The sequence below is a fragment of the Phycisphaerales bacterium genome, from assembly GCA_035627955.1.
Lineage (GTDB): Bacteria > Planctomycetota > Phycisphaerae > Phycisphaerales > UBA1924 > JAEYTB01.
Genome location: DASPKU010000006.1, coordinates 128836 through 150622, shown reverse-complemented (window position 1 = coordinate 150622; position 21787 = coordinate 128836). Strand labels below are relative to the sequence as shown.

Below are 21787 nucleotides of genomic sequence, written 5' to 3'. Positions count from 1 at the left end.
TGCCACTCCCGGTTTCCTACCATCCCCGCACATGACCCCACGCAAGAAGACCCGTCAAATCCAGGTCGGCGACGAGCGCGTCGGCATCGTCAAGATCGGCGGCGACGCCCCTGTCTCGGTGCAGACCATGACCGCCGGGTACACCCATGACATCGACGGGTGCGTGCGGGAGATCAACAAGCTCGCGGCGGCGGGGGCCGACATCGTCCGCGTGGCCGTGCCGGAAAAGAAAGATACCGAGGCCCTCCGCCACATCATCCCGCAGGTGAAGGTTCCGATCGTCGCGGACGTGCACTTCCACTTCCAGCGCGCCCTCGAGGCGGTGGAGGCGGGCGTGCACAAGATCCGCCTTAACCCCGGGAACATTCAGGACCGGGCGCAGGTGAACGCGGTGATCGACGCGTGCAAGGCGGCCAACGGCGGCAGGGGCATCCCCATCCGCGTGGGCGTCAACGAGGGCTCGATCATCGAGCGCAAGGACAAGCAGAAGCGGATGAAGGAGCTGGGGGCCGTGTTCTCGGACCAGAAGCACGGCTACCTGCTGGCGATCATGATCGCCAAGCTCGAGGAGTACCTCGACATCTTCTACGAGCGCGACTTCTACGACATCGCCATCAGCGCCAAGTCGATGGATGCGCAGATCGTGGTGGACGCCTACACCGAGATCAGCAAGCGTTTCGACCACCCGCTGCACCTGGGAGTGACGCACGCCGGGCCTAAGGAGACGGGCTGCATTCGGTCGGTGGCGGCGCTGGCGGGTCTGCTCATTAACGGCATCGGGGACACCATCCGCATCAGCTACGCCAACGACCCCATCTACGAGGTGCAGGACGGGCTGGAGCTGCTGTACTCCCTCGGCCTGCGGCAGCGTGTGGGTGTCGACCTCATCGCCTGCCCCACGTGCGGCCGCATCCAAGTCGACCTCTTCACGCTCATTCAGGATGTCCGCAAGGCCCTTGCGGAGAAGGTCACTGTGCCAATGAAGGTGGCGGTGATGGGGTGCATCGTGAACGGGCCGGGCGAGGCGGAGGGGGCGGACGTGGCCGTGTTCGCGGGAGACCGTCGCGGCATCATCTACGTGCAGGGCGAGCGGGTCGCAAACGTACCTGAGCCGGAAATCCTGCCCCGCCTGCTGGCGGAGTGCCTGGCATTCCAGGACAAGGTGCTCCGCGGCGAGGCCAAGCTGGGCGAGAAGAAGGTGGAAATCGTGCCCCCGGACCCCATCGGCGAGCTGGGCAGCGGCTACGCCAAAGTGGCCACCGGCGGCCTCACGCCGTTGACGGTGTCCGGGCGATAAGGCGCGGCTCGGCCTGTGATGCCATCCCACCCCGAGCTCACCCTCATCCTGACGGCCGGCTGGTACGCCATCGCCTCACTGGTCACGTTTGCGGCGTTCGCCCGCGACAAACGCGCCGCCGTAGCCGGTCGCCGCCGCATACCCGAATCCTCGCTTCACTTGGCGGAGCTGCTCGGCGGGTTCCCGGGTGCGATCGCGGCCATGCTGATCGTCACGCACAAGAACCGGAAGCTGCCCTTTGTCCTGGTCACCCTACTGATAACCGCTTCCCACCTTATCGCGTGGGCCTTCACCCTCTCCAGATAACGCCTTTTCGGCACCGATCCGGGCCCCTGTTCGGGCCCACCACCCGTGGGAGCCCGGTGGGTGCAGCGACCCACAGACGGAATCCCCGGTTCGACGCATCCCATCGGCCATCTGCGACGGATGGGCTGTCTCTCACCGCCCCCCAGCAGATTCCGCGCGGGTGGCGCTGCCCTGGTCCACGCCCGCCGAGGAGTTTCGCCGGAATGCCCCGAGGGTTCGCCCTGATCACCGCCATGCTGCTTGCCCTCCCCGCGCTGGGGCAGCAGTACCTGATGATGCCCGACTCGGCCGCCAACCGGCTGGTGCTCCTGAACCCGGAGACCGGAGCGGTGGAGAACGACGCGTACTTCACGCTGGCCGGCGGACTGCCGTTCCACGCCATGCAGGTGGGGCAGGAGATCTGGGTCTCAGAACAGAACGCTGACCGGGTTTCCCGCTGGAGCCTGACCGGCGAGTACCTGGGCGCCGTAGAGGGCAACCCGCCTCAGACAATGGACAACGTCCGCGGCATGGAATACGCGGACGGTCGGGTGTACGTGTCCCGCAACGCCAACTCGATCGAGGTTTTCGATACCAACGGCGCATTCGTGTTTCGGTTCTCCACCTCCGGGCAGGCTTCAAGCCCGTTCTCGGTCCTCGAGCACCAGGGCGCTCTGCTCGTTGGCGCGAGCGTCACCACATTCGATGAAGTGCACCGCTACACCTATGGCGGTGTTTCACTGGGCACCTTCAACAACGGCATCGGCGTCCGGTTCGTCGAGCAGCTCGGGCATGACCTCGACGGCCACGTTCTCGCCGCCTCGTTCACCGATGCCCGGATCGCCACCCTGCACAAGGACACCGGGCAGATCCTGTCCTCGTTCCCGGCCTTTGAGGCCCGGGGCGTGCACCAGCTGCGCGACGGGAGCGTCGTGTGGACCAACAGCGCCGGCATCCACCGCTACGACCCCGGCACCGGGGTTGACGAGCTCATCTACGCCGGGAGCGGCCGCTACATCGACCTGCTCGACCTGACTCCGCCGCCACCCCCCTGCGGGCCGCAGGACTTCAACGGCGACGGCGACGGCGGCACCGATCAGGACATCGAGGCGTTCTTCGCCTGTCTCGGCGGGAACTGCTGTGCCGCGTGCTGGCGGGGCGGCGCCGACTTCAACGGCGACGGCGATGCCGGGACCGACCAGGACATCGAGGCCTTCTTCCGAGTCCTGGGCGGCGGAGACTGCTAGCCGGGTGTAGCAGGACCTGCGGGACTGCTGACGGCCTCGCTTCAAGGCCGTGTGCCTTATCCTGCACCCATGGAATTTCGCTCCGACGAAGCCTTCGCCTCCTCACTCGACGCCGCCGATCCGCTGCAGGAGTGCCGCGGGCTCTTCCACATCCCGCCCAGCGCCAAGGACCCGTCGCGTCCGTGCGTCTACATGACGGGCAACTCGCTGGGGTGCCAGCCCATGGCGACGCGTGCACTGCTCGAGCAGGAACTCGAGGACTGGGCTCGGCTGGGCGTGGGGGCCCACCTGCACGGGCGCGACCCGTGGCTGCCCTACCACGAATGGTTCCGCGAGCCCGCGGCCAGGCTCGTCGGCGGCGTGCCCGGTGAGTGCGTGATGATGAACAGTCTCACCACCAACCTGCACCTCCTGATGGTGTCGTTCTTCAGGCCCACCAGCGAACGCTACAAAATCGTGATCGAGGACACCGCGTTCCCCTCCGACAGCTACGCGGTCGCAAGCCAGCTGCGGTTCCACGGCATCGACCCTAAGGACGGTCTGATCCGCCTGCGTCCGCGAGACGGCGAGCACACCCTCCGCACCAGCGACATCGAGGCCTTCCTGTGGGAGCAGGGGCAGCAGGTCGCGCTGGTGATGCTGGGCGCCGTGAACTACCTGACGGGCCAGTGGTTCGACATGCAGCGGATCACCGCGGCCGCGAAAGAGCGCGGCTGCACCGTCGGCTGGGACCTCGCCCACGCCGCGGGCAATGTGCCTATGAAGCTGCACGACTGGGGCGTCGACTTCGCCGCGTGGTGCACGTACAAGTACCTCAACAGCGGCCCCGGTGCCGTAGCGGGCGCATTCGTCCACGAACGTCACTTCAAGGTACCGGGTACCCCGCCGCTCCGCGGCGGCTCTTCGCTCCCCCGATTCGAAGGCTGGTGGGGCACACAGCCCGCCACCCGCTTCCAGATGAGGCCCACCATCGAGCCCATGCAGAGCGCCGAGGCCTGGCAGCTCAGCAACCCGCCCATCATGGCCCTCGCCCCCGTGAAGGCGTCCATGCAGATCTTCGACCGCGTCGGCATGGGTGCCCTCCGCGAGAAGAGCGAGAAGATCACCGGCTACCTCGAGTGGCTCATCACACGCGAGCTGCCCGGCAAGGTGCAGATCATCACGCCGCGGGAGAGGGAGCAGCGCGGGGCGCAGCTCTCGCTCGCCGTCAGCGGCGCCACCCGCGACTTCGAGAAGCGCATGCACGCCCAGGGCGTTGTCGTCGACTTCCGCGAGCCGAACGTGGTCCGCGTCGCCCCCGCCCCGCTCTACGTCAGTTACCGTGACTGCTGGGAGCTCGTGCAGGTGCTGAAGAGGGTGCTGTGACGCCTCCGATCAATAACACCCCCACCGCCATCATTTCCGACGCGCACGGCGACCTTCCCCGGCTCCAGGCCGTGCTCGCCGACATCGACCGCCGCGGCATCAGCCGCATCATCAGCCTCGGCGACAACGTGGACGATTGGCGCGGCGGCGCTCCCGTGCTGACGGAGCTGCTGCGGAGGGGCGTGCCCAGCGTGCTAGGCAACTGCGACCTGATGTGCGACCTGCCCGAGGGCTCGCCCGAGGACCAGTTCCTGCGCAGCATGCCCCGCGAGCTCCGCGAGGGCGACGTGCTGTTCACCCATATCTCGCCGGTGGCGGGGGCACGCGGCGTGCGCGACCTGCGCGACGCCGCGCAGCTCTTCCGCGGCACGCGCCAGCGCCTGTGCTTCGTTGGTCACATCCACATCCCGGCGATCTTCGCCAGCGATGGCGACGAGGCGCTCGTCGTCCCGTTCGAGTACGGCGAGCCCGTCACGCTCGACGCGGCACGCCGGTACGCCATCTGCGTCGGCGCGGTCGGGCGGGGGCGCGACGGCATCGACGAGCCCCGCTACGCACTCTGGAACCCGGGCGCCGAGACCGTCGAGATCGTCCGCGTGCGGTAGGTGAGCGCCGCCCCGCGGCGCGGCAACAATCCACCCATGGGTCGCTCAAACGCCGACATCCACGTGCTCATCGCCGGCGCGGGTCTCGCCGGCGCGCTCATGGCCTGCTACCTCGCCCGCGAGGGCTATCGCGTGTCGCTGTTCGAGCGCCGCTCCGACCCGCGCGCCCACGGCTACGCCGGCGGCCGGTCCATCAACCTCGCCCTCTCTGCCCGCGGCATCGCCGGCCTGGCGGGCGCCGGGCTCGACGAGCGGGTGATGCGCAGCGACGCCATCCGCATGCCCGGCCGCATGATCCACCCGCCCGGCCCGCCCAACAGCACCACCCCCACCTACTTCCTGCCCTACTCGCACGATCCCAAGGACGCCATCAACTCCGTCTCCCGCGGCGGGCTGAACCTGACCCTCATCAAGGCCGCGGCCGAGCACCGCAGCGTGTCGCTCACGTTCGACCACTTCTGCATCGACGTGGACCTGGACTCGCCCGCGCCTGCGGCCATCTTCCAGAAGCCCGACGGTTCGATCACGCGCGTTGAGGCCGACCTGATCATCGGCGCCGACGGCGCCTTCAGTGGGGTCCGCGGCCGGCTCCAGAAGACCGACCGCTTCGAGTACAGCCAGTCCTACCTCGAGCACGGCTACAAAGAACTCCACATCCCGCCCGCTCCAAACTCCGCTCCGCGCACCTCCGCCCCCTCCGCCAACTCCGCGGTGGAGTCTTCCTCCTTCGCCATGGAACCCCACGCCCTCCACATCTGGCCCCGCGGCCAGTCCATGATGATCGCGCTCCCAAACCGCGACGGCTCCTTCACCTGCACGCTCTTCTGGCCCTTCAAGGGCCCCCACTCCTTCGAGAACCTGCGGACCCCCCCCGACATCGAGCGGCACTTCCGCGAGCACTACCCCGACGCCGTGCCGCTGATGCCAACGCTCGTTGAGGACTACACCCGCAACCCGACGAGTTCGCTCGTCACCGTCCGCTGCTGGCCCTGGCAGCACGGAGGCCGGGTGGCGCTGCTCGGGGACGCCGCGCACGCCATCGTGCCCTTCTACGGCCAGGGCATGAACGCCGCGTTCGAGGACTGCACCGCGCTCTCCCGCTGTTTGCGCGAGCACCCGCCCGAGCGAAGCGGCAACCGCTGGGACTTCACCGGCGCGCTCAGCGCGTACCAGGCGGATCGCAAGCCCAACGCCGACGCCATCGCCGACATGGCGGTCGAGAACTTCGTCGAGATGCGAGACAAGACCGGGCAGCCCGACTTCGTCTACCGCAAGAAGGTGGAGCAGGCCGTGCACCACGCGCACCTGGGCACCGTCACGCCGCAGTACAACCTCGTGAGCTTCTCGACCGTGCCCTACGCGCAGGCCCGCCAGCGCGGTCGCGAGCTCGACCGGGTGCTGGACGCCGTCATCCGTGAGGTGCCGCGCGGCTCGATCGAAACGCTCGGCGACGCGAACTGGCGGTCACGCGTCGCCGAGGTGGCCGGGCGCGTGCTCGCAGGCGGCGGCTCATCCAGCGGCGACAAGCGGCTCATCGACATCACCCCCGCCATCACCCCGACCACCAACGTCTGGCCCGGCGACACCTGCCCCTCGCGCGAGGTCCTCTGCGACATCTCGCGCGGCGACAACATCACGCTCTCCACGCTCCGCACCACCGTTCACCTCGGCGCTCACGCGGACGGTCCCAACCACTACGGCGACAAGGCTCCCAGCGTCGGCGAGATGCCGCTGGACCACTACATCGGCCCCTGTCACGTCATTGCCGCGACCACACCCAGCGCCCAGCGCGTCCTACCCCAGCACTGCACCGGCCTCGATGCCATCCGCCACCCGCGCGTGCTCATCCGCACCGGCACCTTTCCGAGCTTCGAGTCCTGGAACTCCGACTTCGCGGCCCTCTCGGTCGAGCTCGTCGAGGCCCTCGCGGCGAAAGGCGTCCGCACCATCGGCATCGACACCCCCAGCGTCGACCTTCAGGACTCCAAGGACCTGCCCGCCCACAAGGCCATTCTCAAGCAGGGCATCGCAATCCTCGAAGGGCTCGACCTCCAGAGCGTCGCCCCCGGGGAGTACGAGCTGATCGCCGCGCCGCTCAAGCTCATGGGCTTCGACGGGAGCCCCGTGCGGGCCGTGCTGCGCCCGCTCGCCTGAGCACCGTACCCTTGTGCACCAAGGAGTCCCGTATGCCCACGCGCCGTCTCATGTGGCTTGGAATCACCGTGGCAGCCGCCAGCGCTGTCACGCACGCACAGCCCACACCAGCAAACCAGCCGACCCAGCCCCGCCCCACCCAACCCTCAAGCCCCGCTCAGCCAGCGCCGAAGCAGGACCAGCCCAAGAATCCCGCCCTCACCGTTTCTACCCCCGTCATCAAGCTCATCGACGCCGGCGCCGAGCCCCGCGTGCAGCTCCGCTACGCCCCCGCGGTTGGAAGCACCAACACCGTCAACATCCGCATGTCCATGTCCTCGCAGGCCGACTTCGCGGGCAAGGTCATGCAGATGTCGACCCCTTCGGTCGTGATCCGCATGGACCAGGCCGTGAAGGAGGTCGCGCCCGGCGGCGACATCACCTACGACGCAACCTTCACGACCATGACCACCGACGGCGCTGGCACCAACCCGATGGAAGCCCAGCTCATCAAGGACGCCCTCAACGCCATGCAGGGCATGACCGCCCGCGTCGTGGTCTCCAGCCGTGGCGAGACCCGTAGTGCCGACTTCAAGCTCCCCGAGACCGCCGCGGCCGCGGCGCCCGAGATGGTGGACAAGATCCGCACGATGCTCAACCAGCTCGTCACGCCACTCCCCGTCGAATCAGTCGGCAAGGGCGCCAAGTGGGAAGTCAGCGCTGTCGTCGACAACCTCGGCCTTTCGATGTCCCAGACCACGACCGCGACACTTCAGGAGACGAAGGACGCAACCTTCACCCTCGACACCGCCGTGACACAGAGGGCCGAGCCGCAGGAAATGGCGCTCCCGAACCTGCCGCCCGGCTACAAGCTCGAGCTCGTGAGTCTCACCGGCGCCGGCAGCGGCACCTACCGCGGCTCAACCCTTGCCATGGCGCCCGTGGACTCGAAGATGACCCTGACCTCGAGCGAGCAGGTGCGGGCCACCCCCCCACAGAGCCCGCCCGAGGAGATGAAGCGCTCCATCAAGCTGGAGACCACCATCCAGAGCGGCCAGGCAGCACCGACCGCCACCACCCCCCAGCGCTCGAGGAGCGACCAGCCGACGGCCGCCCCCGCCAAGAAGTGACGCGACAGGCACTTGCAACCAGCCACCTGCACCCCACACAGGGCCGGCCACCGCCGGCCCTTTACCGTGGGATGTCGCGCCCCCGGCCGCCCCGCCTACACTCGAAAACACGGATTCACCCTTACTTTTCCACGGAGTTTGAAGGCTTATGACGACCGCGCCCGCCGCCCCGTCCGCTGCCGAAGCCGCGTTCTCTCGCGGCCTGGAAGGTGTCATCGCCGGTGAGACCACCATCTGCTCCATCGAGCAGGGCGGCCTCTTCTACCGCGGCTACGAGATCCACGACCTCGCACAGAACGCCACCTTCGAGGAGGTCGCGTTCCTCCTCCTCGAGGGCCACAAGCCTGGTCCTGATGAGCTCAAGCGGTTCAAGGGCGAGATCGTCGCCGAGCGCGCCCTGCCGCCGCTCGTCATCCAGTTCCTCAAGGACGCCGGCCCCGCGCTCAAGGCCGGCACCGCCGTCCCCATGGACGTCGTCCGCACCGCCGTCAGCATCCTCGGCCACCTCGACAAGGACTGCCAGGACAACTCCGCCGAGGCCAATCTCCGCAAGAGCAAGCGCCTGCTCGCCAAGGTGCCGACCATCATCGGCCACATGCAGAACGTGATCGACGGCAAGCCGCTGATCGGCGTCGAGAAGGGCGGCGACCCCAGCCTCGATCACGCCGCGAACCTGCTCTACCTGATGACCGGCACGAAGCAGCCCGCCGAGTACGCCCGCTGCATCGACATCTCGCTCATCCTCTACGCCGAGCACGACTTCAACGCCAGCACCTTCGCCAGCCGCGTCATCGCCGGCACCCTCTCCGACATGCACGGCGCCGTCTGCGGCGGCATCGCCGCGCTCAAGGGCCCGCTCCACGGCGGCGCCAACGAGATGGCGATGGAGATGCTCAAGGAAATCCGCACCTTCATCGAGTCCGGCAAGGGCACCGTTAACGACTTCATGCAGAACGCGTTCGCCACCAAGCGCAAGCTCATGGGCTTCGGCCACCGCGTCTACAAGAACGGCGACCACCGCGCCCCCATCCTCAACAAGCTCGGCCGCGCCATCGCCCAGAAGCAGGGGCCCTCGCAGCTCAAGTGGTTCGAGATCGGCGACGAGGTCGAGAAGATCATGCTCCGCGACAAGAAGATCCACCCCAACGTCGACTTCCCGTGCGGCATGACGTACTACGTGATGGGCATCCCCGTCCCGCAGTACACGCCCATCTTCGTCGCCGCCCGCGTGAGCGGCTGGTGCGCCCACATCATGGAGCAGCACGCGAACAACCGCATCATCCGCCCGCTCTCCCGTTACGTCGGCGAGCCGGTGCGGCGCTGGTGATCGGCGCGCTCGAATAGACCAGAACGTAACGCGGGGCCGCGATGAAGATCGCGGCCCCCTGCTTTTTGCTCCAGACCGTTCGGCCGCGGCGGCGTCTACTGCACCAGCCCCTTCGTCAGCCGCATGAAGGCCGTCTCCAGGTTCACAGGCTCCTCCGTGAACTTCGTCAGGCGGAACCCGCTGTTCACGAGGATGTTCGGCAGATCAGTCACGCTCTGCCCGGCCGTGTCGTCGTAGTTGACGTGCAGCACCTTGCCGAGCTTGCCGCTGCCCGAATCGTCATTCGCGACCGCCACCTTCTTCACCCCCGGCACCTTCGCCAGCAGGTTGCCCGCCTCTTCGAATCGGTCGGTCACGCCCACGTGCAGGATGTGGCCCACCTTCGCCCGCCGCAGGATCTCGTCCACTGTTCCATTGAACAGCAGCTGCCCGCGCTCGATGATCCCCACCACGTTGCACAGCTCCGCGAGCTCGGGCAGGATGTGGCTGGAGATGAGGATGGTCTTGCCCATCCGCCGCAGCTCCTTGAGCAGCTCGCGCATCTCGATGCGGGCGCGGGGGTCTAGGCCGCTGGCGGGCTCGTCCATCAGCAGCACCTTGGGGTCGTGCAGCAGCACCCGCGCCACCGCCAGCCGCTGCTGCATGCCCCGCGACAGCGAGTTCACCTCGGCCGTCGCCTTGTACCCCAGGTCCGTCAGCTCCAGCACGTCGGCGATCACCTTCTTGCGCTGCTGGCCGTGGATGTTGTACGCCGCGGCGAAGAACTCCAGGTACTCGGTGACCACCATGTCCTCGTACGCGCCCATGAAGTCGGGCACGTAGCCGATGAGCGGCCGAATCTGGCGGTTCTGGTAGCCGATCGTCAGGCCCGCGATGTTCGCCTGCCCGCTGCTGGGCTTGAGCAGCGTCGCCAGGATCTTGATCGTGGTCGTCTTGCCCGCGCCGTTGGGGCCGATGAACCCGAAGCAGTCACCCTCGTTGATGGTGAGGTTCAGGTTGTTCAGCGCCACGAGCTCGCCGTAGCGCTTGGTCAGATTGATGGTCTCGATCATCGGCATGTGTGTCGGTCTCTCGTACGTTCAGCCTGTCGTGCCTTCAGCCCTCGCCACCCTCAACTGCCGGCGCGTCGTTCACCGGCGCCGTCGGCGCGTCGCTCGATTGCGGGAACGGCGGCGGGTCGTCCGGCAGCGGGTAAATCCACCGCACCATCGTCTGCCCCGTGTTCGGCACCGCCTCGCCGTCCACCATCAGCGGCACCGGCGACGCCACGCCCGCGCGGTCGCTGCCCACCCGCCCGATGATCATGATGCACGGCTGCGTGAACCAGTGCCCCAGGTCCCACCCGTGCGTCGAGGTCCGCTGGGCCGCGGCGTTCTCCAGCCCCGGCTCGTTGGGCGGGAGTTGGTTGAAGAAGGCCAGGGCAGCGAAACGACGATCCATGTCGGTGGCGGCGCCGCCGCCCTCGCCGACACGGAACATGGTGTTGGTGACCGCTCGCAAGTCGCTGTCCTTGGGGAGCACCGACTTCGTGAGCAGGTCCAGATCAAGGGGCGAGCCCGGCTGCCAGGCGTAGTTGATCTTGAACACCTCGCCCACGCACACCGGCCAATCCGAAGAGAACCGCGCGATGTTCCGCTGCCGTCGCACGATGACCAGCAGCCCCTCTTCCAGCGGCCCGGGCATGCTGTGCACGATCTTGCCCACGGCCGACGCGGTCGGCATGCCGCTCGCATCGATCCCGCGGTCCTGCAGCCGCAATGTCCCCGTCCCGCCCTCTTCCGGGCGCATCGGGCGCGGCATCTGCCACTGCGGTCCGCCCGCCCACACCACCTCCACCTGCTTCACCGTCGAGCGCACCGGCACGCGGATGGTGTCCGGGCTGCGCGTGTCCACCACATACCCGCGCACGTCGGGGAAGCCGCCCCACGCCGTGTCGGCGGGGGTGTCCCACGACGCAATCAGGTTGTTGATCGGAGGCGCGTCGCCGGTGTCCTGCTCGCCCACGCTGATGGTGGCCGTGCCGTAGCGCGGGATCGACACACTGGACCACATCTTGGCCCGCTGATAGGGCTGGCCGTACACGTGATCGAGCACCGTCAGATGGCTGGCCCCCACCGTCGAGTCGCGCAGAAACTTCGCGCCCGTCCACGAGATCACCGTGAACACCGCTGTGGTCGCCACGAACGCCACCCACGCGTGCTGCGTCTTGTTGAACCGCTTAAGCAGGAAGAACCCGACCGGCGCCGCAACCAGCCAGTACAGCAGGAACACGACGAACCCCACCAGCACGCCCGCCGCCGCGTCGCCCTGCTTGGCGATCTCGCCCGCGATGCCCTCGTCCAGCATCCAGATCTTCCGCTGCCCGCCGAAAATCCCCCCGCCCTGTTGCGGCCTGGGGCTGTAATCACCACGCCGCCCAAGCACGCGGTGCCAGAACATGTCCGCGTCGATGTACCCGGGTTTCCACAGCGACTGGTTGTTGAGGTCCAGGCCCACCAGTGTGATGGCGCCGGATCCAACCAGCCGCCGCACGACGACGCAATCCCCGTCGGGCCCGTTCAGCACCCGCACCGCCTCGCCCACTTCCGCCCCCTGGCGCGGCGTGAACGTGTACACGGGCATCCGACGCGGGAACGCCTGCGTGGGCGGCGTTGCCCCGGGCAGAGGCTGACGCGCCAGCAGCGGCCGGTACCGGTCGAAGTCCTCGACGTCCTTCTGCGCCAGCGAGACCGCGGGCATTACGTCCAGCAGCTTGTTCGACCGCTCGTCGGTCCACGTCTGGTTGACCGAGGGCAGGATAATGACCAGGTGCCCGCCGTGCAGCACGTACTCCCGCAGGGCGTTGCTCCGCGGCTCATCGAGCTGCACCGGGTCGCCCTGGGCCCACACGACCGCGTCGAACGACTCCAGCCCCGTCCAGCGGTCAGGCAATGCCGCCGGATTGAGCTGCTGCACAATGTCCGTCACTTCGTGCGCCGCGGGGTTGACGCCCCGCGACAGCGGCGATCCACCCGATGTCAGGCTGTACGCGTTCAATCCCAGCGGCGGCGCCTGCGGCCCGACCACCGCGATTAGTGCCTGCGGAGCCTCGCGCACCGTCCCGGTCGACCGCAGCTCAGTGAAGCCCAGCAGCCGCCCCGCACGCCGCCCCCCGCTCGCATCATCCGCGCCTTCACCCGTCTCTTCCGAGGCCTCGTACGCGTACACCGGCAGCCCGCTCGTCTGGTTGAAGCTGAACGGCAGCCGCACGTACATCCACACGCTCATCGGGCTGCCGGGGTTGGACGCGATCACGCGCTGATACAGCGGCGTGTCGCCGTCGAAGTCCAGGCCAGCGATGCGGATGATCAGGTCGCGGCTCTTGCTGCCGGTGTCCGTGATCTTCAGGCGGATGCCCGTCCAGTCCCCCACGCGGGCCACGTTCCCCAAGCCGAACGACTCGAGCTCGATCTTCACCTCGCCCGACGTGATCGGCGCCGCCCCCGGGGCCGCCGTGCCCTGCGCCCGCGCTGTCGCGGGCAGCCCGAACGACGCCGCAAGGGTTATCGCCAGCACCAGCGCACGCAGGATGTGCGGCCAGTGAAGGGAAGGGCGGGCCGCGGGGTGCTTATCAGACGGTTGGCTCACGCCTGGATTCTACAGGGATTCAAGCCTCCGGTTTCACCCGCCGATCCCGCTGGTATGGGACCGGTCTGGACGCTCGCCATCATCCTGACGGCCATCGGCCTGCTCGCCCTGCTCCACTTCATGGCCGCGGGGCTGCGGGATGTCACCTACATCCACGACATGCGGGTCCGCGTGGGCACCCTCCGCAAGGAGCGTCTGGACCGCCTGCAGCGGATGGCCTCCCAGGAGATCGTGGAGGTCGGCGAGGCGGAGGACAACCGCAAGGCCGCCTAGCCCACCAGCTCCGCGATAAACATCGCGTGCGACTTCGCCCCCATGCGGTAGCACTCAAGCTCGAACTTCTCGTTGGGCGAGTGCACACGGTCATCCTCGAGCCCAAAGCCCATGAAGATCGTGTCCAGGCCCAGCATGTCCTTGAGCATGCCCGCCACCGGAATCGACCCGCCGCTCTTGATCAGCTCCGGCCGCTTGCCCGTCGCCCGTTCGATGGCCCGGCGCGCCGCACCCAGCACCGGCGAGTCCGTTGGGACTGTCACGCCGAACCCGCCGTGATGATCGTTCAGCTCCCACCGGCAGCCGGGGGGCGTCCGGGCTTCCAGCCACTTGAAGAACATCTGCGTGACCTTTTTGGGGTCCTGATCGGCCACCAGCCGGAACGACACCTTCGCGCTCGCGTGCGCGGGGATCACCGTCTTCGCACCCTTCCCGATGTACCCGCCCCAGATGCCGTTCACCTCGGCCGTGGGGCGCGCCCACTCGCGCTCCAGGAATGTGTACCCCTCCTCGCCAATGTCCGCCGCTGGCGGCAGCCCGATCTTCGCCAGCGCCTCCGCGGCCGTGACGCCCAGCTTCTGCCACGCGTCCCGCTCCTCCTGCCGCAGCGGGCGCACATCGTCGTAGAACCCCGGGATCGTCACCCGCCGCTTCTCGTCCCACAGCTGCGCCAGCACCTTGGCCAGCTCGTTATTCGGGTTCGGGCAGCGCCCGCCCCACAGCCCCGAGTGCAGGTCCTGGTTGGCCGCGTGCAGCGTGATCTCCGTGTACGCCAGCCCCCGCACGCCGTACGTGATGCACGGCCGGTCCTTGCTGATCATCCCTGTGTCGGAGATCAGCACCACGTTGCACTTCTTGAGCTCATCCTGGTGCGCCGCGACGAAGGGCTGGAGGTTGGCCGAGCCAGACTCCTCCTCACCCTCGAGCAGCACCGTGAACGCCGCGCCGCCGGTGGCGTGCCCGGTCGCCTGCTTCCACGCGCGGCAGGCCTCGATGAACATCATGACCTGGCCCTTGTCGTCCACCGCGCCGCGGGCGACGATCCGCTCGCCGGGGCCGCCCGGTGTCGCGGGCTTGATCACCGGCTCGAACGGCTTGCTCTCCCACAGTTCCAGCGGATCGACCGGCTGCACGTCGTAGTGCCCATAGAACAGCACGTGCGCGCCCTTGTACGCCGGCGCCGGCGCGATGGTCGCGAGCACGATCGGGTGCCCTGCCCCCGCCGGCGTCCCCGTATCCAGCACCCGCACGCTGAACCCCAGCTCCCTCAGCTGCCCCGCGGCCCAGTCCGCCGCCCGCCGCACCTCACCCTTGTACGCGGGGTCCGTCGAGATGCTCGGGATTTTGAGCCAGTCGATCAACCGCTGAATCGCGGCGGGCTCGTTCTTTGCAAGGGTGTCAAGGACGGCGGCAGGTGTAGACATCAAAACTCTCCGGCAATGGTGCCGGAAAGCGTAGGGGATGCGGCGGGTTGTGGGGAGGGGTTACGGGAGCGGCTGGTTGACGGGGAACCCGTCCGGGTTCGACGCCGTGCGACGAGACTCGGCCGGAGCGTCGATCCCATTGAAGATACTGCCGCCCGGATACCAATAGTCCACGCGGCGCCACGCGGTCTCCTTCGTGATGGCGCGGACGCTGCCGTCGAAAAAGCCGACGTTGAAGTTGCCCTGGTGGCGGAACGAGAGCTTGAGGTTCTGCTGCTGCGGCGCACGGGGGCTCGAACGCCCGTACGCGGTCGACTCGATGAACGAAGGAGTATCAGTGAACGAGCTGTAGCGACCGGGAGCAGGGTTGATGTCGAAGTCGAGACGGTCAGTGTCCCAGTAGCGGGTGCCGTCCGCCACGATCGCCTTGTTTGACGCCTGGATGCCGATTTTTGAGATGTTCGGGACGAACTCGCGCGGAATCGTGACGGGGTTTGAGAACTGTGCAGAATCGGACAGAGAGTGTCGATCGAAGGTTGTTCCGTTGGGCCGGCGGTAGAGTGCGACCGATGCTGGTGCGTTTGCGCTCCAAAGCGCGAAGCCGGCGGGCTGCAGGTAGCTCACCTGGCGAGCGCCTGCGACCGCGAAGGCTGCAGTGAAGTCAGCTGTGTCAGACGCGGAGCCGTACAGCGTCTGATTGAACGACGTCGCGGACGGGCAGCGCCACTGATTGAAGATGTGGATGGTCCGCTGGGCGCGGTTCGTCGGCAGGTTTGCCGATTCACCCATGGTCGGGCTGATCCAGTCGAAGTTCGTCGTGGGAGTCGTTGAGCTCGTACTGCCGACAATCGCACTTCCGCCCGTCGCGTCGGCTTCCGCTCCCGAGGTGTAGCGGGCCGCGTAGTACTCCTTCCAATCGTTCATGTAGGTCGACTGTGCGAGCGCCAACTGCCGCACCGTGGACGCGCAGACGATGTTCCGCCCGGCTTCCCGGGCCTTGCTCAGGGCGGGAAGCAGGATGGAGATCAGCAGGGCGATGATGGCAATGACGACCAGCAGTTCGATGAGCGTAAAAGCTCGCCGGATCGTCGTGTGTTGGGCCTGCATGGCTTGCTCCTGCTTATTCGAAGACGTTCGCGCGACGGGGAGTCGGGTTAGTCACGTTGACGGTGCCGGACTGCTGGTCGGACAACAGGTCGGCCTTGAGCCCCTTCTCCTTCCGGATCTGGCTCATGTACCGCATGTTCAGCATCCACTTCCCGTCCTTCTCATTGACGGGGTAAAGAGTCATCTGCTGGTCGTCCGGGTTCTTCGCGGGGAACATCACTGGGCGGCGCTCCGGGTAGTCGGCGATGAACAGGTCGCCCGTGCGGATGTCAACGAGCGTCACTTCTCTTGCCTGCTCGGGTGGTGCAGTGCTCTCGCCCGAGCACGAGTACACCACCGACCCGATCACCGCGACCACGGCCAGCACCATCACAACGATCTGCCACGGTTTGACGGTGCCCATTGAGACTCCGGTGGATTCCGCGGCCCGCCGGAACCGGCGCGCCCGCCCCGGTACACCTTGAAAAAATCCGGGCCCTCCAGCTTATCGGGGCCGAGTCCCTGCCTCAACTTACCGACAGCCCTTCACCAAACCTGAACGCGCAGAATCGGCCCTGCAACCCGCCCGCGTGTTCGCATCCGACGCAAACGCCGCCCGGTCGGGGGTTCCGAACACGCCGCGTATGATCCGTGAACGCCCGCCGCACGTACGTCCTCCGCGCCCGCACTCCCCCGGGCCACGCCCGCCACACACCGCCTCGGGGGAGCCGCCCCGCAACCGCCCACCGCCCCGGCAGTTATGAAGATCATCCTCCCCAACCCCCGCGGCTTCTGCGCCGGCGTCCGCATGGCGATCGATGTCGTCGACCAGGTGCTCGACCTCTTCCCCGGCGAGCAGGTCTTCGTCTACCACGAGATCGTCCACAACAAGCACGTCGTCGGCCGCTTCGTCGACCGCGGCGTCCAGTTCGTCGATGACCTCGAACTCGTCCCCGAGGGGGCCATCGTCGTCTTCTCCGCCCACGGCGTCTCCCCCGCCATCCGCGAGCAGGCCCGCCGCCGCAAGCTCTTCAGCATCGACGCCACCTGCCCGCTGGTCACCAAGGTGCACGCCGAGGCCGTGCGGTATGCGCGGCAGGGGTACCAGATTCTCCTCGTCGGCCACAAGGACCACCAGGAAGTCGCGGGCACCTTCGGCGAAGCGCCCGACGCAACGCAGGTGGTGGAGTCCCCCGCCGATATCCCCTCGCTCGTCATCCGTGACCCCGCGAAGCTCGTCTACCTGACCCAGACCACGCTCTCCACCGACGACGCGGCCGTTGTGATCGACGCCCTCAAGCGAGCCTTCCCGCTCATCAAGGAGCCGCCCAGCAGCGACATCTGCTACGCCACCACCAACCGGCAGCACGCCGTGCGGCAGATCGCCCCCGAGTGCGACCTGGTGCTGGTGATCGGATCCCGCAACTCGTCGAACTCGGTGCGGCTGACCGAGATCTCGGCCAACGTCGGCACCCCCGCCAAGCGCGTGGACGACATCTCCGAGGTGGACTTCGCCTGGTTCCCCACCGGCAACGAAACAGTGCTGATCACCGCCGGCGCCTCCGCCCCCGAGGACCTCGTCGAGACTGTCTGCCGCACGCTGCTGGCACGCTTTGGCGGCACGATCGAGCAGCGCGAGATCGTCGACGAAGACGTCGACTTCGCCCCGCCCGGCGCCCTGCGCAAGGTCATGGTGGAGCGCGGCATCGACCCCACGGCGAAGTCGTTCAGGGTGAGTGCGCCGGTAATCACGCAGGACCGCTACGGGGCGGTACCGCTGACAGTCTCCGCCCCGCGAAACAACTAAGACATGCCTCGTAGCACAGCCTCTACGTCGCGAGCGCCGTGAAGCACGCGAACGATCTCTACCGGCGTGTTCTCCGCGCGGTAAATGATCAGGAAGCGGTGAACGACAACCACCCGCAGCGGCTCATCGGCAAGGTCCTCACGGAGTCTGCCCATGTGAGGGAACTCGCCGACACGCACCATGGCCACGTGCAGCTCCTGCTCGACAGAGTCGGCCGTCATAGGCCCCGCCTCCGACGAGATCCGCTGCCAGATCTCCTCGAGATCGGCGTCAGCCGCTGGCGTGACCTGATAGCGGCTCATCACTTCAAGTTCCGACGCGCCTGCCGCGCACGAAGCGCCTCGTCACCATCAATGAGCTTGCCCTCGCGGGCCTGCCTCAGCCCAACCTCGATCTTCGCCCGCACATCACCGAACGCGAGCTGCACGAGCTGGTCGTACAGCTCGGGGGACATCACCACCGCCTCCGCACGCCCATTGACCGTGAGAACCTCGGGCCTTCCAGTCTCGCGGAGCCGCTGCAGGTGCTCCTGGGCGTTCTGCTTGAAGTCCGTCAACGAGTAGGTGTCCCTTGACAGGTGCATACGCCTCCCTATCGGATCGAATTCGATCCGCATTCAGTATACACCGACGGAACCCCCGATAACCCGCATCGTCTAAACTGGGAATCACGCCCCCAACGGAGATCACTATGCGCCCATGCGCCGTTCTGGCACCCGCCTTCGTCCTCACGCTCACCGCCGCGGTCTTCGCCGGTCCGCCCGAGACCCGCAAGGACCCGGTCACCGAGACCATCCACGGCCAGACCTTCACCGATGACTACCGCTGGCTCGAGGGTGACAACAGCGACCCCGCCAAGATGGGCCGCATCACTGACGAGGTCGCGAAGTGGACCGACGAGCAGAACGCCTACACGCGCTCGGTCCTCGACAACCTGCCCGGGCGGGCCGAGCTGATCGCCAAGCTCACGCCGCTCATGGAGGTCGGCAGCGTGTCCGCCCCCGACATGAAGGGCAACCGCTACTTCTACTTCAAGCGCGAGGGCAACGAGAACCAGCCATCCTTCTTCGTGCGCGAGGGCATCACCGGCACGCCCAAGCTGCTGCTCAACCCCAAGGACATCGACCCCACCGGCCTCACCACCATCTCCTGGGCCGAGCCCAGCCACGACGGCAAGCTCGTCGCCTACGGCACCTACCGCTCGGGTGATGAGAACTCCGTGCTCCGCGTCATCGAGGTCGACTCGGGCAACAAGTGGTCCCTCGAGATCACGGGCAAAGTCTCCGGCTGCGACTGGCTGCCCGACGGCTCGGGCTTCGTCTACCGCAACCTCGCCGACGTCAAGAACCCTTATTCCGGCCAGGTGCGTTTGGCCCGTCTCGAGAAGGGGGCCGCATACCTCGCCTCCGACCAGCTCCTCATGCGGCAGCTCACGGTCGAAGAGAACCAGAAGCTCGCCACCACCTACGGCCCCTACGGCGGCATCTCCAAGGACGGGAAGTGGCTGAGCCTCTCCTACGCCACCGGCACCCGCAACAACGACCTGTGGGTTGCCCGCGCTGACGAGTTCATGCGCACCGGCAAGCTCAACAAGCGCGAGGTCGTTGTCGGCAAGGAGGCCCAGTCCGGCGGCGGCATCGTCAACGACACGATGTACATGCTCACCACGCTCGACGCCCCCAACGGGCGCGTGGTGGCCGTGGACCTCAAGAACCCCGACCAGAAGAACTGGCGCGAGATCATCCCCCAGCGCAAGGACGCTGTGATCCAGGGCTGCTCGATCGCCAAGGGCATCCTCGCGGTCAACTTCATGACCAAGGCCAGCAGCACGATCGAGCTCTTCGACTACGCCGGCAAGGCCCGCGGCACGCTCAAGCTCCCTGGCATCGGCTCCGCCGGCCTTTCGACCGATAGCGACCGCACCGACGCGTTCCTCTCCTTCACCAGCTTCAACTACCCCTCCACCATCTTCCACGTCGACCTTGCCAAGCCCAACGCCGAGCCTGTGCTGTGGGAGCAGCCCGCGGTGCCCGTCGACCCCACCACCGTGGAGGTCAAGCAGGAGTTCTACTCCAGCAAGGACGGCACCCAGGTCAGCATGTTCATCATCCACAAGAAGGGCCTGAACCTCGACGGCAACAACCCCACCATCCTCTACGGCTACGGCGGCTTCACCCAGAGCATGACCCCCACCTTCAGCGCCAACCTCTTCCAGTGGTTCGACGCGGGCGGCGTCTATGCCGTGGCCAACCTCCGCGGCGGCAACGAGTACGGCGAGTCCTGGCACCGCGGCGGCATGCTCGACCAGAAGCAGAATACCTTCGACGACTTCGCCCACGCCGCCAAGCACCTCATCTCCCGCGGCTACACGAAGCCCGAGAAGCTCGCGGTCCGCGGCGGCAGCAACGGCGGCCTGCTCACCGGCGCCTTCCTCACCCAGAACCCCGAGCTCTGCTCGGTCGTCCTCTGCCACGTCCCGCTGCTGGACATGCTCCGCTACGACGACTTCCTCATGGCCAAGTACTGGGTGCCCGAGTACGGCACCGCCAAGGACCCCGAGCAGTTCAAGTGGCTGAGCGCCTACTCGCCCTACCACCACATCAAGAAGGGCACGAAGTACCCCGCGGTGCTCTTCACCGCGGGCGAGAACGACAGCCGCGTCCACCCGCTGCACGCCCGCAAGATGGCCGCGGCGGTGCAGGCCGCCACCGCGAGCGATCAGGAGAAGCAGCCCGTGCTCCTCTGGGTTGACCGCGAGGCCGGGCACGGCCAGGGCAAGCCGCTGAACCTGCGCGTCCGCGACGTCGCTGACGAGCGCATCTTCGTGATGTGGCAGATGGGCATGCTGCCCGACAAGAAGTAAGCCTCCACCTCAGCAAACCTCAAGCACTACCAAAGGGGAGCCCACCGGCTCCCCTTTTTTCGTTGCCCGTGTGCCCGTCACCCGGTGAGCCGATCTTCGCCCGCCCCTTGCCCACGCCCCACGCGCCCCCGCGATGATCTCCTACACCAAGCAAGGAGGCTCACATGGCACGCAAGGGCAGCAAGGGTCAGAAGGGCACGTTCGAGGGCGTGGGCGACCAGGGCGGCGGGCGCGGCGCGGGCGGCGCCAGCTCCGGCAGCGCGGGCGGTGGCGGCGGCGGGATGACCGAGGACCTCGACAAGGATCTCAATAAGGGCAAGCACAACGCCGGCCAGTCCAGCATGGACGGCGACACCCTCGCCCACATGCAGGACGCCGACACCGGCAGCGGCATCGGCTCGCTCGCGGGCACGGGCGGCGGCAGCGGCGGGGCCATCGGGCGTGATGCCGGCGGCGACGCCCCCACGTCGTCCGACACCAACATCGGCGGGGCCGCGTCATCCGACGACGCCGGCGGCGAGATCGGCATGGGCGATGACGATGTCGGCGGCGTCACCGGCGGCTCCAGGATGGACAAGAAGTCCAGGACGCCGGGGCGCGAAATGAACGACAAGCCCTCCACCCCGATGGGTCGCGGCGGCCAGGCCGACGTCACCAACCAGCGCGAGCCCATGGACACAACGGACATGGACACGGACTGAGCACGCACACTCACGCAGGGACGCACCATGAACAAGCCCATCTCCCCCACCGCCCACGCCATCGCCGACTACGCCGTCGCGGCCCTCTCCATCCCCGCGGCGGCCGCACTGCCAAAGAAGAGCGCGGGCGTGCTGGGGGCGGTGGGCGTTGTCAGCGTCGCCACCAACCTCATGACGGATCATGGGCTCGGGGTCATGCCCAGAATCCCGGTGAACCAGCACCTCAAGGTCGACCTGCTCACCGGCGCCGCCTTGCTGCTCGCCGGTTACACCTTCCTCCGGGATGAACCCAGGGCCGCACGCAACGCCGTGATCGGCGTGGGCCTCTACTCACTGGCCGCGGGCCTGATGACGCAAAGCGACGGGGTGAGCCAGTCGACGCGCTCGCAGCTCCCGCGGATGAAAGATGAGCGCGTGTTGGAAGAGCTCGCCTCACCCACCTGACGGCTGTACTCACCAATCACCGTGCCACCGAGATGTCCTCATCTCGGTGGCTCACATGCGCACCCGCGGGAGCATCGCAGCCCGGGTCGACTCCCATCAAAGCGGCTCCAATCAGCCCACTCCAGCTCACTTCCGTGCCCACCCGCACGAAGCACACAGCGGGCTGCCCCGCGC

General features: G+C 67.5%; 20 protein-coding genes. 13 read left to right on the top strand and 7 right to left on the bottom strand.

Going from position 1 to position 21787, the window contains the following annotated elements:
* Positions 1-31: 31 nt before the first annotated feature.
* The 8 genes from ispG to VD997_05175 all read left to right on the top strand — a co-directional run bounded on the left by ispG (position 32) and on the right by VD997_05175 (position 9389).
* A complete protein-coding gene (gene ispG / locus VD997_05210) occupies positions 32-1297 on the top strand; it encodes a flavodoxin-dependent (E)-4-hydroxy-3-methylbut-2-enyl-diphosphate synthase (protein HYE61375.1) in 1266 nt (421 codons plus the stop codon).
* An 18-nt stretch (positions 1298-1315) separates the two neighbouring features.
* Positions 1316-1603, top strand: a complete 288-nt coding sequence (locus VD997_05205) for a DUF1294 domain-containing protein (GenBank protein HYE61374.1) — start codon at positions 1316-1318, stop codon at positions 1601-1603.
* 203 nt (positions 1604-1806) lie between these two features.
* Entirely contained in the window at positions 1807-2829 is a 1023-nt protein-coding gene (locus VD997_05200; GenBank protein ID HYE61373.1) for a hypothetical protein, read from the top strand.
* Positions 2830-2898: 69 nt separating this feature from the next.
* Positions 2899-4194: a kynureninase gene (kynU, locus tag VD997_05195; GenBank protein HYE61372.1), complete on the top strand. Its 1296-nt coding sequence runs from the start codon at positions 2899-2901 to the stop codon at positions 4192-4194.
* Positions 4191-4799 carry a metallophosphoesterase family protein gene (locus tag VD997_05190; protein ID HYE61371.1) on the top strand — a complete coding sequence of 203 codons (609 nt, stop codon included), beginning with the start codon at positions 4191-4193 and terminating at the stop codon, positions 4797-4799. Before kynU ends, VD997_05190 begins: the two co-directional genes overlap by 4 nt.
* 36 nt (positions 4800-4835) lie before the next feature.
* Positions 4836-6953 (top strand): FAD-dependent monooxygenase, encoded by a 2118-nt coding sequence (locus tag VD997_05185; GenBank protein ID HYE61370.1) that lies wholly within the window; start codon positions 4836-4838, stop codon positions 6951-6953.
* 32 nt (positions 6954-6985) lie between these two features.
* Positions 6986-8062 (top strand): hypothetical protein, encoded by a 1077-nt coding sequence (locus VD997_05180; protein ID HYE61369.1) that lies wholly within the window; start codon positions 6986-6988, stop codon positions 8060-8062.
* 148 nt (positions 8063-8210) lie between these two features.
* Complete coding sequence (locus VD997_05175) at positions 8211-9389, top strand: citrate/2-methylcitrate synthase (GenBank protein ID HYE61368.1); 1179 nt, start codon at positions 8211-8213, stop codon at positions 9387-9389.
* A gap of 95 nt (positions 9390-9484) precedes the next feature.
* On the opposite strand, the gene VD997_05170 is transcribed toward VD997_05175, so the two are convergent.
* Both VD997_05170 and VD997_05165 read right to left on the bottom strand, forming a co-directional pair.
* Positions 9485-10441: an ABC transporter ATP-binding protein gene (locus tag VD997_05170; protein HYE61367.1), complete on the bottom strand. Its 957-nt coding sequence runs from the start codon at positions 10439-10441 to the stop codon at positions 9485-9487.
* A gap of 43 nt (positions 10442-10484) precedes the next feature.
* Entirely contained in the window at positions 10485-13016 is a 2532-nt protein-coding gene (locus tag VD997_05165) for a hypothetical protein (GenBank protein HYE61366.1), read from the bottom strand.
* 54 nt (positions 13017-13070) lie between these two features.
* Between VD997_05165 and VD997_05160 the strand changes: the two genes are divergently transcribed.
* The gene (locus tag VD997_05160; GenBank protein ID HYE61365.1) at positions 13071-13289 is read left to right on the top strand and encodes a hypothetical protein; all 219 of its coding nucleotides are present in this window, start codon (positions 13071-13073) and stop codon (positions 13287-13289) included.
* Here VD997_05160 and VD997_05155 read toward each other — a convergent pair.
* Genes VD997_05155 through VD997_05145 form a run of 3 tightly spaced genes read right to left on the bottom strand, consistent with a single transcriptional unit; the run spans position 13286 to position 16223 of the window.
* On the bottom strand, positions 13286-14713 hold the full coding sequence (locus VD997_05155; GenBank protein ID HYE61364.1) for a M20/M25/M40 family metallo-hydrolase: 1428 nt from the start codon (positions 14711-14713) through the stop codon (positions 13286-13288). The two genes, VD997_05160 and VD997_05155, sit on opposite strands and share 4 nt — an antisense overlap.
* 60 nt (positions 14714-14773) lie before the next feature.
* Positions 14774-15820, bottom strand: coding sequence for a prepilin-type N-terminal cleavage/methylation domain-containing protein (locus VD997_05150; GenBank protein ID HYE61363.1), 1047 nt, complete (start codon positions 15818-15820; stop codon positions 14774-14776).
* A gap of 13 nt (positions 15821-15833) precedes the next feature.
* Positions 15834-16223 carry a hypothetical protein gene (locus VD997_05145; protein HYE61362.1) on the bottom strand — a complete coding sequence of 130 codons (390 nt, stop codon included), beginning with the start codon at positions 16221-16223 and terminating at the stop codon, positions 15834-15836.
* Positions 16224-16559: 336 nt separating this feature from the next.
* Between VD997_05145 and ispH the strand changes: the two genes are divergently transcribed.
* On the top strand, positions 16560-17606 hold the full coding sequence (gene ispH / locus VD997_05140; protein ID HYE61361.1) for a 4-hydroxy-3-methylbut-2-enyl diphosphate reductase: 1047 nt from the start codon (positions 16560-16562) through the stop codon (positions 17604-17606).
* Here ispH and VD997_05135 read toward each other — a convergent pair.
* Positions 17603-17908, bottom strand: a complete 306-nt coding sequence (locus VD997_05135) for a type II toxin-antitoxin system RelE/ParE family toxin (protein HYE61360.1) — start codon at positions 17906-17908, stop codon at positions 17603-17605. The genes ispH and VD997_05135 overlap by 4 nt on opposite strands.
* Complete coding sequence (locus VD997_05130; protein HYE61359.1) at positions 17908-18189, bottom strand: type II toxin-antitoxin system Phd/YefM family antitoxin; 282 nt, start codon at positions 18187-18189, stop codon at positions 17908-17910. The genes VD997_05135 and VD997_05130 overlap by 1 nt, the downstream gene beginning before the upstream one ends.
* 107 nt (positions 18190-18296) lie before the next feature.
* Between VD997_05130 and VD997_05125 the strand changes: the two genes are divergently transcribed.
* From VD997_05125 to VD997_05115, 3 genes are all read left to right on the top strand, one after another.
* Positions 18297-20468: a prolyl oligopeptidase family serine peptidase gene (locus VD997_05125; GenBank protein ID HYE61358.1), complete on the top strand. Its 2172-nt coding sequence runs from the start codon at positions 18297-18299 to the stop codon at positions 20466-20468.
* Positions 20469-20632: 164 nt separating this feature from the next.
* On the top strand, positions 20633-21169 hold the full coding sequence (locus VD997_05120; protein ID HYE61357.1) for a hypothetical protein: 537 nt from the start codon (positions 20633-20635) through the stop codon (positions 21167-21169).
* Positions 21170-21196: 27 nt separating this feature from the next.
* Positions 21197-21613: a hypothetical protein gene (locus VD997_05115; protein HYE61356.1), complete on the top strand. Its 417-nt coding sequence runs from the start codon at positions 21197-21199 to the stop codon at positions 21611-21613.
* Positions 21614-21787: the final 174 nt, after the last annotated feature.

Excerpts from the sequence above, each read along its gene's own strand:
- ispG (HYE61375.1), top strand. The coding sequence starts at position 32 with ATGACCCCACGCAAGAAGACCCGTCAAATCCAGGTCGGCGACGAGCGC.
- VD997_05205 (HYE61374.1), top strand. The coding sequence starts at position 1,316 with ATGCCATCCCACCCCGAGCTCACCCTCATCCTGACGGCCGGCTGGTAC.
- VD997_05200 (HYE61373.1), top strand. The coding sequence starts at position 1,807 with ATGCCCCGAGGGTTCGCCCTGATCACCGCCATGCTGCTTGCCCTCCCC.
- kynU (HYE61372.1), top strand. The coding sequence starts at position 2,899 with ATGGAATTTCGCTCCGACGAAGCCTTCGCCTCCTCACTCGACGCCGCC.
- VD997_05185 (HYE61370.1), top strand. The coding sequence starts at position 4,836 with ATGGGTCGCTCAAACGCCGACATCCACGTGCTCATCGCCGGCGCGGGT.
- VD997_05180 (HYE61369.1), top strand. The coding sequence starts at position 6,986 with ATGCCCACGCGCCGTCTCATGTGGCTTGGAATCACCGTGGCAGCCGCC.
- VD997_05175 (HYE61368.1), top strand. The coding sequence starts at position 8,211 with ATGACGACCGCGCCCGCCGCCCCGTCCGCTGCCGAAGCCGCGTTCTCT.
- VD997_05170 (HYE61367.1), bottom strand. The coding sequence starts at position 10,441 with ATGATCGAGACCATCAATCTGACCAAGCGCTACGGCGAGCTCGTGGCG.
- VD997_05160 (HYE61365.1), top strand. The coding sequence starts at position 13,071 with ATGGGACCGGTCTGGACGCTCGCCATCATCCTGACGGCCATCGGCCTG.
- VD997_05155 (HYE61364.1), bottom strand. The coding sequence starts at position 14,713 with ATGTCTACACCTGCCGCCGTCCTTGACACCCTTGCAAAGAACGAGCCC.
- VD997_05150 (HYE61363.1), bottom strand. The coding sequence starts at position 15,820 with ATGCAGGCCCAACACACGACGATCCGGCGAGCTTTTACGCTCATCGAA.
- VD997_05145 (HYE61362.1), bottom strand. The coding sequence starts at position 16,223 with ATGGGCACCGTCAAACCGTGGCAGATCGTTGTGATGGTGCTGGCCGTG.
- ispH (HYE61361.1), top strand. The coding sequence starts at position 16,560 with ATGAAGATCATCCTCCCCAACCCCCGCGGCTTCTGCGCCGGCGTCCGC.
- VD997_05135 (HYE61360.1), bottom strand. The coding sequence starts at position 17,908 with ATGAGCCGCTATCAGGTCACGCCAGCGGCTGACGCCGATCTCGAGGAG.
- VD997_05130 (HYE61359.1), bottom strand. The coding sequence starts at position 18,189 with ATGCACCTGTCAAGGGACACCTACTCGTTGACGGACTTCAAGCAGAAC.
- VD997_05125 (HYE61358.1), top strand. The coding sequence starts at position 18,297 with ATGCGCCCATGCGCCGTTCTGGCACCCGCCTTCGTCCTCACGCTCACC.
- VD997_05120 (HYE61357.1), top strand. The coding sequence starts at position 20,633 with ATGGCACGCAAGGGCAGCAAGGGTCAGAAGGGCACGTTCGAGGGCGTG.
- VD997_05115 (HYE61356.1), top strand. The coding sequence starts at position 21,197 with ATGAACAAGCCCATCTCCCCCACCGCCCACGCCATCGCCGACTACGCC.